The organism is Psychrobacillus faecigallinarum (assembly GCF_014836595.1).
In the GTDB taxonomy this organism is placed as follows: Bacteria; Bacillota; Bacilli; order Bacillales_A; family Planococcaceae; genus Psychrobacillus; species Psychrobacillus faecigallinarum.
This window is the reverse complement of sequence record NZ_JACSQO010000014.1, coordinates 20378-33297: the sequence shown is the minus strand read 5'-3', so window position 1 is coordinate 33297 and position 12920 is coordinate 20378. Positions and strand designations below refer to the sequence as shown.

Annotated in this window: 13 protein-coding genes; 3 read left to right on the top strand and 10 right to left on the bottom strand. The window is 36.5% G+C overall.

Annotation, left to right across the window (positions count from 1 at the left end; all coding sequences use genetic code 11):
- Nucleotides 1-9: 9 nt before the first annotated feature.
- Together H9650_RS19030 and H9650_RS19025 are read right to left on the bottom strand one after the other, a co-directional pair.
- A complete protein-coding gene (locus H9650_RS19030; protein WP_151112912.1) occupies nucleotides 10-1149 on the bottom strand; it encodes a zinc-dependent alcohol dehydrogenase in 1140 nt (379 codons plus the stop codon).
- Between the two features lie 115 nt (nucleotides 1150-1264).
- Nucleotides 1265-1561, bottom strand: a complete 297-nt coding sequence (locus H9650_RS19025) for a YetF domain-containing protein (protein WP_191697919.1) — start codon at nucleotides 1559-1561, stop codon at nucleotides 1265-1267.
- A 305-nt stretch (nucleotides 1562-1866) separates the two neighbouring features.
- Between H9650_RS19025 and H9650_RS19020 the strand changes: the two genes are divergently transcribed.
- On the top strand, nucleotides 1867-2559 hold the full coding sequence (locus tag H9650_RS19020) for a hypothetical protein (RefSeq protein WP_151112916.1): 693 nt from the start codon (nucleotides 1867-1869) through the stop codon (nucleotides 2557-2559).
- Between the two features lie 264 nt (nucleotides 2560-2823).
- On the opposite strand, the gene H9650_RS19015 is transcribed toward H9650_RS19020, so the two are convergent.
- From H9650_RS19015 to H9650_RS18980, 8 genes are all read right to left on the bottom strand, one after another.
- Entirely contained in the window at nucleotides 2824-3399 is a 576-nt protein-coding gene (locus H9650_RS19015; RefSeq protein ID WP_151112918.1) for a DNA-3-methyladenine glycosylase I, read from the bottom strand.
- Nucleotides 3400-3518: 119 nt separating this feature from the next.
- Nucleotides 3519-4934, bottom strand: coding sequence for an alanine/glycine:cation symporter family protein (locus H9650_RS19010; protein WP_151112919.1), 1416 nt, complete (start codon nucleotides 4932-4934; stop codon nucleotides 3519-3521).
- 296 nt (nucleotides 4935-5230) lie between these two features.
- Entirely contained in the window at nucleotides 5231-5590 is a 360-nt protein-coding gene (locus tag H9650_RS19005) for a DUF779 domain-containing protein (protein ID WP_151112921.1), read from the bottom strand.
- Between the two features lie 23 nt (nucleotides 5591-5613).
- Nucleotides 5614-7134, bottom strand: coding sequence for an acetaldehyde dehydrogenase ExaC (gene exaC, locus H9650_RS19000; protein WP_151112923.1), 1521 nt, complete (start codon nucleotides 7132-7134; stop codon nucleotides 5614-5616).
- 551 nt (nucleotides 7135-7685) lie between these two features.
- Nucleotides 7686-8210, bottom strand: a complete 525-nt coding sequence (locus tag H9650_RS18995) for a YehS family protein (protein ID WP_191697918.1) — start codon at nucleotides 8208-8210, stop codon at nucleotides 7686-7688.
- A gap of 136 nt (nucleotides 8211-8346) precedes the next feature.
- The gene (rlmD, locus tag H9650_RS18990; RefSeq protein WP_151112927.1) at nucleotides 8347-9720 is read right to left on the bottom strand and encodes a 23S rRNA (uracil(1939)-C(5))-methyltransferase RlmD; all 1374 of its coding nucleotides are present in this window, start codon (nucleotides 9718-9720) and stop codon (nucleotides 8347-8349) included.
- Nucleotides 9721-9846: 126 nt separating this feature from the next.
- Nucleotides 9847-10656, bottom strand: coding sequence for a polysaccharide deacetylase family protein (locus tag H9650_RS18985; protein WP_151112929.1), 810 nt, complete (start codon nucleotides 10654-10656; stop codon nucleotides 9847-9849).
- 131 nt (nucleotides 10657-10787) lie between these two features.
- Nucleotides 10788-11684, bottom strand: coding sequence for a TIGR01777 family oxidoreductase (locus H9650_RS18980; RefSeq protein ID WP_191697917.1), 897 nt, complete (start codon nucleotides 11682-11684; stop codon nucleotides 10788-10790).
- 101 nt (nucleotides 11685-11785) lie between these two features.
- On the opposite strand from H9650_RS18980, the gene recX reads away from it, so the two are divergent.
- Together recX and H9650_RS18970 are read left to right on the top strand one after the other, a co-directional pair.
- The gene (recX, locus tag H9650_RS18975) at nucleotides 11786-12601 is read left to right on the top strand and encodes a recombination regulator RecX (RefSeq protein WP_191697916.1); all 816 of its coding nucleotides are present in this window, start codon (nucleotides 11786-11788) and stop codon (nucleotides 12599-12601) included.
- On the top strand, nucleotides 12591-12920 hold the full coding sequence (locus H9650_RS18970; RefSeq protein WP_144541426.1) for a YfhH family protein: 330 nt from the start codon (nucleotides 12591-12593) through the stop codon (nucleotides 12918-12920). Before recX ends, H9650_RS18970 begins: the two co-directional genes overlap by 11 nt.

Below are 12920 nucleotides of genomic sequence, written 5' to 3'. Positions count from 1 at the left end.
TTTTGTGTTTTATGGTTTTAAGACAAATTTAATACTTTCCTCTTCATGATCATGAAATATTTTATAGGCTTCACTAGCCTGCTCTAACGGGACTCTATGCGTAATAATTTGAGTAGGATCAATATCTCCATTAGTAATCATTTCATATAGTTTAGGCATATAGTGTACAACAGGTGCTTGTCCGGTTTTTATAGTTACATTTCGCTCAAAAATATTACCGAGAGGGAACATATTGTAATTGGAACCATAAACACCGGTTAATTGGATTGTACCGAACTTTCTTACCGCTTCTATTCCAATATCAATGGCGCTTAAAGTACCACCCTGCAATTTAAGCTTTTGTCCGACTTTTTCCATTGTAGACATTTTGCCATCCATACCAACGCAGTCGATAACCACGTCTACACCGCCGTTTGTAATTTCTCTAATGTATTTACCCATATCATCGTATTCTTCGAAGTTGTATGCTTCTACTTTGTTCATTTTAACAGCATGATTTAAACGATATGCTAAATGATCGACCGCTATAACACGTTTTGCGCCTTTCATCCAAGCAAATTGCTGTACCATGAGTCCGATAGGTCCAGAGCCAAGTACTGCAACTGTATCTCCTTGTTTCATCCCTGAGTGCTCGATACTCCAGTAAGCTGTAGGAAGTACGTCTGAAAGGAACAGCAATGACTCATCTTCCAATTCACAGGATTCTGGTATTTTGAAAGGCATATAATTTCCATAGGGCACACGTAAATACTCGGCTTGGCCACCAGGGAAGTTGCCATATCGCTCTGTGTAGCCTAAGTAGGCTCCAGAGTCGATTAGCGGATTATCATTGGAATTATCACACTGACTTTCCATTTCATTTTGACAATAAAAGCATTCTCCACATGAAACGTTAAAAGGAATTACAACCCGGTCACCCTTTTTTACTTTTGTTACTGATGGACCTACTTCTTCCACTATTCCCATGGGTTCATGCCCGATTACAAAATCCTTACGTGTTGGCATACCGCCTCTGTAAATATGTAGGTCTGACCCACAAATAGCAGTAGTAGTAATACGTACAACAATATCGTCGCTTTTTTCAATTTTGGCATCGGGAACTTCTTTAACTTGTATATCCTTTGCACCTTGATAAGTTACTGCCTTCAAGCTATCTCCTCCTTTAAAATGTTTTCTATATTAATTATTACCCTGGAGGAAGTAAAAAAAACTTCAAATTCAAAAAATAGCATAGTGCATTAAATTAACTATCTTGGCTTGCGCGTCATGATCGATTTTTTATGTTAATTATTGTATCTTCCTTGGAATGGTTAGATTTTGGGATGATAGAAAGCTCACCAATGGATTCTAAAATAACGACTTGAACTTCATCCATAGATAAATTACCATCCATTCGAACCGATTGGATAACTTCATCTTCACGTATTCTTTCTTTTTTCATTGTTTTATAAAAATAGCTTCCACTGTAATAAAGCAATGCTACATCTGCAGTTACAATATCATCAAAAGTATCTGATTTTTTACTGCTAAACGAAAATAGCCATTGGAGAGCAATTAACACAAATAAAGCTGCAATTCCATCGAAAATAGAGACCTTACAAGCATAATAGTAGCAAATACTGAACCAATAGATACTGTGATTACAAGTCAAAGGCATTTAACTGTGCTAAGGAGCGTTTTCCAGCAAGTCTCAACATGATGATTTAGACGATATAAGCCATGACACCTAATAGGATTATTCGCCAGATTTCCATCCAGTTTAAATCAAACAATTGACACCCTACTAAAGTTGTTTTTTTATTTCTTTACCACAACATCTATTAGGAAAACATAAGGGACGTCAATATTTATTGAAGGAGAGATGACATGAAGAAAATAAATATATTTTTGTTGGGATTGATAATTTTGAGTATACTTACAGCCTGTGGTAAGGATGAGGAAATTTCTAATGGTACAGGTATAGCTGAGGAGGAGCATGACGGTCATGACCATGATGACCATGAGGGACATAGCCACGAAGGTGAAGAAAATATTGTGGAATTAGATTATGCAAAGTTAGATCAAGCAATTGAACAGGTTTTGGAGGAAATCCCTAGCTTTTCAGTTCAAGAAGAAATTGAAAAGGGTACAGAGGAGAGCCTCTCAACTTACTTCAATGAAGACAAAATGGAGTTCCGCTTAAAGGTAGAAAGCGTTATAGGAAATAAAGAATATGATAAAAAGGAGTTAAAAGTATACTCCCAATATTATGTGAAGGAAAATTTGTTGGCGATAGAAATGGCTAAAAAGAAATATAATATCGAGGTTAAACCTTCAGAGGTTGCTAGCTATATAGAAGAGAATGTAAAGGGCATTGTTCCAGAAGAAAAGGAGCAATATGCTAAAAGCATTGGAGTTACTTTAGAGGAGTTAGATAATATCTTTGATCGAGATATCTATATAATGGATGTACTTTGGTCTAAGCTAACACCAATTTTAATGGAAAAATACCAACAGGGAGACGGAGAAAGTGAAGAGGAATACATGGAGAGGCTCACAAATGAATTCTATAATGCATAAAAGAGTAATCTAAACGATAGCTTTAATCCCTTTGATTATAGGAGAGCATCTTGATCTTAGCTTTAGACATCGTGTTTTGCGGGGAATGATAATCCTTCAGCATTGTAGGAAGTCTACGGACAGGCATATCTATAAGATTATTAAAAAGACGTAAAGTCAGTGGACTCAACAGTCTAAAATTATTCGGCAATGATATAGAATAAGTCTGTCCAAACCTACATTAAAACAAGGGAAATTAGAACTAAAGGGCAAATACAGTATATTTTAACGCTTTTTTAAGTTGGAGGGATGAAGATAACAGTCTATCGTGTGGTCGTTGATCATTCCAACAGCCTGCATATATGAATAGCAAATAGTGCTTCCAACAAAAACAAAGCCATCTTTTTTTAAACGTTTACTCATTGAATCACTTATTTCATTGGAAGTAGGTACATCAGTAACCGAATTCCAATGATTAATAATAGGAGAGCCATCAACAAAATTCCAAATATAATTAGAAAAAGATCCATGTTCCTTTTGAATTTTTAGGAAAGCGTGGGCGTTAGTTATCACACTAAGAATTTTAAGACGGTTTCGAACAATTCCGCTGTTCTCACGAAGAGATTGAATCTTTTCTTCATTGTAATTAATAATTTTGTTGGCCTCAAAGTTATCAAATGCTTGGCGATAATTTTCACGTTTTTGTAGTATTGTCCACCAGCTAAGTCCTGCTTGAGCGCCTTCGAGACATAGCATCTCAAATAGGTGTCTATCATCATAAACGGGGACACCCCATTCTCGGTCATGATATTCTTTGTATAAAGGTTCCTTGCCAACTACCCAATTACATCTATTCTCCATGTTTAAGGTCATCCCCTTTTAATGCGAACGTATATTCTGTTTTCATTGTATTATAGAAAATACTAAATAGCAATAAAAAATGGTTGATAGTGATATTTCACTACCAACCATTTATAATGTTAACGATCTTTGTCTTCATCACCCCAGCATTCTACTTCTCCTATGTCAGGCACATTTTTCTTGTAGAATACAGGATCCAATCCTTTTTTTCGTTGTAACACATAATCATTTATAACACGTTTGGCAATTTTCCATAGCATAAGGATAGCAACTAGGTTAATGATAGCCATTAAAGCCATAAAGAGGTCAGCTAAATCCCATACAAGTTGAACTTTTGCCACAGAACCAAACATAACAAAACCGACTACAAGCACACGGAAAATAAGTAGCATAGTCTTGGACTCCTTGATAAATCCGATGTTTGTTTCGCCGTAATAGTAGTTACCTATTACTGAGCTATAAGCAAACATAAATATCGCGATGGCTAAAAATGTACTTGCCCAGCTACCTAAGCTATCAACTAAAGAAACCTGTGTTAAATTGACCGAAGCCGCTTCAGATTGAAGGTATGCATCGCTTAGTAAAACAATGGCAGCTGTTGATGTACAAACAATTATTGTATCAATAAAAACACCAAGTGTTTGAATGAGACCTTGTTTCACAGGATGAGAAACGGAAGCAGTCGCCGCTGCGTTTGGGGCAGAACCCATCCCTGCTTCATTTGAGAATAATCCTCTTTTAATCCCATTCATGATGGCAGCTCCGACCATCCCTGCAAATGCTTCTTCAAAACCAAATGCTGATTTGAATATAAGAATGAATACATTTGGTAACTCACTAATGTTCAAAAAAACTACAAGAAGAGCAACAGCAATATATGCTAATGCCATCACTGGTACTAGAATTTGCGTAACACTTACTATTCGTTTAAGACCACCGAAAACTATGACTGCAGTAAATATTGATAAAATGATACCAACTACTACTCGACTAGATCCAAAGCTCTCTTCAAAAGCAATAGTGATAGTATTGGCTTGCACTGCATTAAACACAAATCCATATGTAAGAGTAATCACAACTGCAAAAAGAATACCCATCCAACGCTTATTTAATCCTTTTTCCATATAGTACGCTGGTCCACCACGGTACATATTACCATCTTTAACTTTGTACACCTGTGCCAGAGTACTTTCTATTAAAGAAGAAGCACCACCAATAATAGCAATCATCCACATCCAAAATATTGCTCCAGGTCCTCCGAGCGCAATAGCGGTTGCAACACCAGCTATGTTGCCGGTACCAATGCGAGAGGCCGCAGATATTGTAAAAGCCTGAAAGGAAGAGACGCCTTTTTTTCCAGAACTATCAACAGTAGCTTTTTCTGTAACAACACGGAACATTTCTGGTATTAATCTAATTTGAATAAACTTTGTCTTTACTGTGAAAAATATTCCTACTCCTACTAAGAGTATGATTAATATGTAAGAATATAAAGCATTATTCACATCCTGTAACATACTTTCAAACAAACTCATTATTAATTCCTCCTAAAAATCCGTAACGCTAGTTATGTAATACCTATTTTATATAGATTGGTTTAATTTCTCTTATCTAAACATCTCACAAGTACTCATTTTGTAAGATGAATAGTGTTGAGTAAATAAATAGAGTTGGTTTTGTGTAAAAACCAACTCTCTATTTTCAAACAGAAATATTACAATCTAATAATTTTATAATAAAAATTTCAAAGAGGAAAGTCTAATTACACTATTTGTGTAAATAGGTATAAAAAAATATGGATAAAAAGATTATTCTTTTTATCCATATCAAGTTAAAGAGTAGGTAATTCCGCTCTTTCCTCATCTGAAAATACACGAGAATGAATATGAAATGCAATACCTTCTGTGCTTTCGAGAGAAAAGGCGGCCCCCATACCCTCGACGACATCTAATATTAGCTGTGTATGTTGCCAATAAGTGTAGTGAGACTGGTGCATATAGTAGGGCGCATTTCCAACTGTACCAATTAGGAGGTCACGACTTCCGATATAGAAGTCTCCCTGCCTGTAGCACATTGGAGCAGAACCATCGCAGCAGCCAGCAGACTGTACGAACATAATTGCCCCATGCTTTGTCTCAAGCTCATTGATTAGCGTAAGAGCTTTTTCTGTTGCTACGATGCGTTCTACCATTCTTTCATCTCTTTTCTAACTTTTTAGAAGAAGCCCATTGCTGATTTGTTGTAGCTAACTAGCATACATTTAGTTTGTTGATAGTGTTCAAGCATCATTAAGTGGTTTTCACGACCGATACCAGATTGCTTGAATCCTCCGAATGCTGCATGAGCAGGGTATTGGTGGTAAGTGTTTGTCCAAACACGACCAGCTTGGATTGCACGACCAGCACGGTAAGCCGTGTCAATGTTACGAGACCAAACTCCAGCACCTAATCCGAACTCAGAATCATTCGCAATTTCCATTGCTTCGTCAAAGTCTTTGAATGTAGTAACAGAAAGTACTGGTCCAAAGATTTCTTCTTGGAAGATACGCATTTTATTGTTCCCTTTGAATACTGTTGGAGCAACATAGTAACCGCCTTCGTGGTCACCTTCAAGTTTATTTTGAGTTCCGCCGATTAACAATTCTGCGCCTTCTTCTTTACCAATTTCGATGTAAGAAAGAATTTTTTGTAATTGTTGGTTGGAAGCTTGAGCGCCCATCATAGTTTCTGTATCTAATGGGTTACCAATTTTAATAGCTTTAATGCGTTCTAATGCACGTTCCATGAATTTTTCATAAATTGATTCTTGAACAAGTGCACGAGATGGACAAGTACAAATTTCACCAGAGTTAAGAGCGAATAATACCAAGCCTTCGATTGCTTTGTCTAAGAACTCATCATCTGCATCCATAACGTCTTCGAAGAATACGTTAGGTGACTTACCACCAAGCTCTAATGTTACAGGAATAATGTTTTCAGTTGCATATTGCATGATTAAGCGACCAACACCAGTTGAACCAGTGAACGCTACTTTTTGGATACGTGGGTTTGTAGCAAGTGGTTTCCCAACTTCTGCACCGAAACCGTTTACAACGTTTAAAACACCAGTTGGTAGGATATCTTGGATAAGCTCTAATAACACCATTAATGAAGCAGGTGTTTGTTCAGCTGGTTTCATAACAATTGTATTACCTGCAGCTAAGGCTGGAGCGATTTTCCAAACAGCCATTAGTAGAGGGAAGTTCCAAGGAATAATTTGTCCTACAACCCCGATTGGCTCATGGAAATGATAAGCTACTGTATCGTTATCAATTTGACTAATACCGCCTTCTTGAGCACGGATAGCCCCTGCAAAGTAACGGAAATGATCTATTGCCAATGGAATATCAGCATTTAATGTTTCACGAACAGCTTTCCCATTATCCCATGTTTCCGCAACAGCAATTTTTTCTAAGTTTTCTTCCATGCGGTCAGCAATTTTGTTTAAAATAATCGCACGGTAGGCTACAGATGTAGCAGCCCAAGCACCTTTAGCAGCATGAGCAGCATCTAATGCAAGCTCGATATCTGCTTCTGTAGAACGAGCGGCTTTAGTAAATACTTTACCTGTAAGTGGTGAGACTACATCGAAGTATTCTCCGTTAACTGGAGCTACCCATTGTCCGCCGATAAAATTATCGTAATGATCTTTAAAGTCAACTACTGCACCAGCAGTATTAGGATTTGCATAAATCATATTTATTGCCCCCAAAAATAATATTTTTATCACTTAATGCTCAGACGTCTGACGCCTTGCAATAATCACATCATGCACCAGAAAAAAAAAGAAAGCAAGAAATAAATTCATTTTTTATTCACAATTAGAAAAAAAAGTTTCTTTTTAAAATTGAAAATATACAATTGGTTAATATACAATTATTTAACATTAGATAATTGATATATAACAATTATCTATATATTTAAGTGGATTTTTGTATAATGTATTATAACAGAATAATAAAATAATTCATGAATTTTTATGCATGTATAATGAATCTTTATTCTAATTTTAATTAAGATTTAGATTGGCTTTCATAAGGGGTATGTCTTTGCTAAATTAAAAATATATTATTAAAAAATATTTTCAGTAAACTGTTTCTAAAAAGATAATATTTATGCTGGTAAGCTCTTAAAAATGGTCTGAAAATAGAACATATAAAAAGGCAAGAATGTTGGTTTAACAGCAGCATTCTTGCCTTTTCAATATATTTTAAATGATAGAGGACTCAGAGGACAGTCACCGAGGATTTATAAACCTCTATATTTGATGGCCAACCCTTTTAAGAAATTTCTAGCAAATTTGTCGCCACATTCTTTATAGTTGCGGTGACCTTCTTTTCGTAGGATGGCACTTAACTCACTTTTCGTAATAGCTACTCTTGACTCTTCGAGAATATCAATCATATCCTCACTAGTTAATGCCAATGCTATTTTCACTTTCTTCATAAGCATGTTATTGACACTTTCACTATTTCCAGATGGGGATGGTGGGGCTACTTGTTGTCCTGGTTTTTGCTCCTGTGGTCCTCTTTTAAAAGTAATAAGACCATTTAAAAAGGATTCTAACATTTTATTGTTACATTTTAATTGGTTATCCTCTTCCTCAGGACTCTCATCATAGTCACTTTCAAAGCTATCCTTGGATTTAGTTAACAGCTTCAAAACGTCTTCCTTGGAAATTTCTACGCCACCAAGTTTAAAGATTTCAACCATTTCTTTGTTTTTAATATCTAATGCATATCTCAATCGTATCAATATATCATTATTTTCCATTTATAATCCTCCTCTAGCATTCAAATGCATATGCTTCTAATGTTATGTAATAGCCTTCCTTCTACAGTGATAAACAACAGTATAGAAGAAAATCCGAGAATCACTCAGATTCCCGGATCCTTTTTACAATGAACCATTATTTTAACGTAAGCAAAGTAACTACTTCAATATGAGCTGTCTGTGGGAACATATCAACAGGCTGCATATATTCTACATGGTAAATTTTCGTCAACTCCTGCAAGTCCTTTGCAAGAGTGGAAGGATTACATGAAGTATACACAAAACGTTTAGGTTTTATTTCTAGCACTGTTTTAAGAAGCTCCTGATCTAATCCAGTTCGAGGCGGATCTACTGTCAGTACGTCTGGTACAAACCCTTCGCTCTGCCATTGTTTCAACCATTTTTTTGCAGTTCCATGAACATACATCGTGTTTTGGTAGCCGTTACGTTTAGCATTTTTCTTAGCATCCTTAATAGACTCCTCAATAATGTCCATACCACGAACCTCTTTTGCATTTTTAGCAAGCCAAAGCCCGATTGTTCCGACACCACAATATGCGTCCACTACTGTTTCTTTACCCGTTAACCCGGAAGCTTTTTCAATTTCATCGTAAAGGTGCTCAGTTTGTTCAGGATTCAATTGGAAGAATGCACGGGCAGATAGGTCAAATGCCAATTCTCCAAGTTTTTCATGAATGATTTCCTTACCAAATAAATTGAAGGTCGTTTCACCAAACACTAAAGATGTTTTTCCAGGGTTAATGTTCTGGCTAATGGACACAATATTAGAATCGATTTTACGAATCATTTGTACAAGATCTTCTTTACGTGGCATTTTCTTTTGGGTAGTCACTAAAGTCACTTGGATTTGCCCAGTTTTCATTCCGGTACGCACAACAATAGTACGAACAAGTCCCTGAGGATTTTTATCGTCATAAATTGGAATATTAAGCTCTTTTAAGTACGCTTTTATTTCGTTTGTGATACGGGTAGTGGCAGGATGTTGTACCATACATTCGTTAATATCGATTAACTTGTTAGTACCTTCTGCATATAAACCGGCGATTACATCATTACCTAGCTGTCTTGTTTGAAACTGGCTTTTGTTTCGATATAACCATGGGTTTTCCATCCCAAGCGTAGATCTGACCTCAATCGTTGGAGTTAGGTCTTTCATATATCGCTCAAGCGCTTGGATTACCATATCTCTTTTTTCAATTAGCTCTCGCTCATAGGTCATATGCTGAAGTTGGCATCCTCCGCATGCTTCGTATACTGGACAAGGTGGTTTCACTCTGTCTGGAGAAGCCTGTCTGATTTTTTTTATCGTTGCTTCTGCGTATTTCGGAGTTACTATAGTTACTTGAGCAGTTACCACTTCTCCAGGAAGTGCTCCTTTAACAAATACTACGTTGCGCTTAAAGAAGCCGACTCCTTCACCATTAATGCCTAGCCTCTTTATAGTAAGTGGGAACTCTTGTCCTACTTTTATAACTGTTTGTTCTTTCATATCCTTCACGTCCTTTATCAACCAATAAAACAGTATAACTTTTTTATATGGTCGGTTGCAAGTTAAAGGTGCCAGTTAATGATACTAACTGGCACCTAGTTGCATTAACATCTATTATAAAGGAATTTACTGTGGAAGAGAATAATCAGGTATATCTAGTTTGGATAAGTTAAGATCATTAATCCTACCAAATGTATAGCCTCGTTTTTTCGCTTCTTTAATAAAGGCCGGAAGCCCATCTGCATTGTCAGGAGACACGGTATGCATAAGGACGATTGCCCCTGGATGAATTTGTGTTATTAACTCGTTGTAAGCATATTGACCACCTTTTTTCTGATCTCGATGCCAATCAATAAAAGCGATTGACCAGAAAAAATGCTGATGACCAATTTCATTTGCTGCAGCTAATACATCTTCATCAAAAATTCCCTCGGGAGGTCTAGTGACAGTAGTTCTCTCTAAAGAAGTAAGCTCTTTTAGACGGTTATCAAATTTCTGTAGTTCTTTTTTTATTTCATCCTTTGACATTTTTGCAAGATTTGGATGCCCGTAAGAATGGTTACCTATTTGATGTCCTTCTTCAATCATACGTTTTACGAGTGGGGTGGCACTCTCTAGATAGTGGCCTGTTAAAAAGAAGGTGGCACTAATATTTTCTGCTTTTAATGTATCTAAAATACTAGCGGTATAGCCGTTCTCATAACCATTATCAAAGGTGAGGTATATAATCTTCTTGTCAGCAGGGCCTTTATAAATTGCCCCGTGTTTTTCTAACAATGCATCTAGTTCTGCTCCAGCCTCAGGTGGAACTTCATCTCGAGCTTTTTTAAATCCCCAATGTATCTCCTTCGCTTCTGCCGTAAATGGCTCATAGGAAAAGCCGAGGCTTATGATAAAGGTTGCTATTATAATTCCTATTACGTGCTGCTTCCACATAATTATTTGCTCCTTTTCTAATGAATGTTTGCACAAAAAAGCGCAATCTCTTTAAAAATAGATTGCACTTGGGAATGGGATTTATTCATTTTTACCAGTTGGTTAGTTTTACTATAATGCAAGTGGACTTACTATTTATATATATCATTTAAGGCACTTTCTAAATCAGGGAAGTCGAAGGCGAATCCAGCTGCTATCAATACTTCAGGAAGTACTTTTTGACCTTCTAAGACAAGTTGGCTTTTTTCGCCAAGTGCAAATTTTAAAGCAAATGCTGGAACCGGAAAATAATGCGGTCTTTTTAATACGGTCGCCAGTGTTTTACTAAATTCATTCATCTTTTTAGGATCGGGGGCAACTACATTAAAAGGTCCGCCTATATTGTTCTCAATTGCAAATAAAAGTGCATTAGCGACATCCTGAACATGAATCCAGGACATCCAATTATCTCCTTTTCCTATAGGACCGCCAACAAACATTTTGTAGGGGAGTGCCATTAACGGAAGCGCTCCTTCTGTTCTGCCTAATATAATTCCAAATCTCCCAAAAGCTACTTGGACTCCATATTCCTCAGCAGAGGAAGCTTTTTGCTCCCAATCAGCTACTGTTTTAGCTAAGAAGTCATGTCCTTTCTCAGTAGAACGTTCGTTATATATTCTCTCGTTAGAAGCGGGGTAAATTCCTATAGCGCTTGCATTGATTAATACTTTTGGTTTTTGCTCTAATACTCCTATAATACGAATTATTTCGTTGGTGGCTTGCATTCTGCTATCATAGATTTTTTCTTTTTGCTTTTCTGACCAACGTCCGTTATTAATCGATTCTCCAGCTAAATTTACTATTGCATCAATACCCTCCAAATATTCCTCAGGTCTAGTATCATTTGAAAGCCAGTTAATGTATGTGACGTTACCTTGTTGTTGTGAGCGTGACCTCGATAAAATAATAACTTCATGTCCTTTATGTTCCAACAGCCTTGTCAAAGCTCTTCCTACAAAACCAGTTCCGCCAGTTATTGCTACTCTCATCTAAATCAGCCTCCTCTTTATACTATAGTAACAGTTCAATCATTTATCACATATGAATTTATACGTTATACTTGAAGTAAGTGGAATGGAGAGATTATCGTATGCCGATTATTACAAAAATAGGACGTCAAAAAAAGAATAATGAACGGTATAATTTATATTTGGATGAAAAGTATGCCTTTAGTGTAGACGAGGCAGTCTTGATAAAATATCAACTGACTAAAGGAAAAGTCATTGAGGCTTTCACTTTAGATGAAATTGTTTTTGATGATGAAGTGCGAAAGGCTTATAATAAAGCCATCAATTATTTAAGCTATCGGATGAGAAGTGAGCATGAGGTAAAGCAAAAGCTATTACATAGTGAGTTCGGCGAGGCTGTCGTGTTAGAAGCTATTCGTAAATTGTATGAGCACGGATTTCTAAATGATGAAAGTTTTACAAAGGCTTTAGTTGAGACTCAAAAAAATAGTAGCAAGAAAGGCCCTGCTGCTATTCGTCAGGAACTGAAGAAAAAAGGCATAGAAAAGGAACTTCAGGAGGAAGTGCTTGCTACATACTCGGAAGAGGAACAGGTTTCTATTGCCAAAAAGCTAACTGAAAAAATTATCAATCAAAACCAAAATAAAACCCCTCGGCAAATCAAACAAAAGGTGCAGGAAAACCTTCAAAGAAAAGGTTATAACTTTAGCATCATTTCTCAAGCAATTGATTCCTTTGAGCTAGAAAAGAAAGATGAAGAATGGCTAGACATAATTGCAACTCAAGGAGAGAAAATCTGGAGGAAGTATTCTTCCAAGTATAGTGGCTTTGATCTGAAACAGCGTGTGAAACAGGCACTTTACCTAAAAGGATTTCCTGCTGAGCATATAGATTTGTATATAGAAAAGAAGGAGTTGGAAGCACTAGATGAACAATAAAAAATATAGTCAGATGTCTGAGCAGGAGCTTCGAACTGAAATTGCTAACTTAAAAGAAAAGGCAAGAAAGGCAGAGCAATTAGGCATCGTTAATGAGTATGCAGTATATGAACGAAAAGCAATGATGGCTCAATCTTTCCTCACTGATGTCAATTCGATTAAACCAGGAGAAATGTATAGAATTAGTGGGGACCCAGGGATGTTTTTTCAAGTAGAATATTTAAAAGGTAAATTTGCTTGGGGATATCGTTTAGGTGGAGATAAGTACGAGGAAGCATTACCAATTTCTATACTAGAGCCATTAGAGGAAGGAAAATAA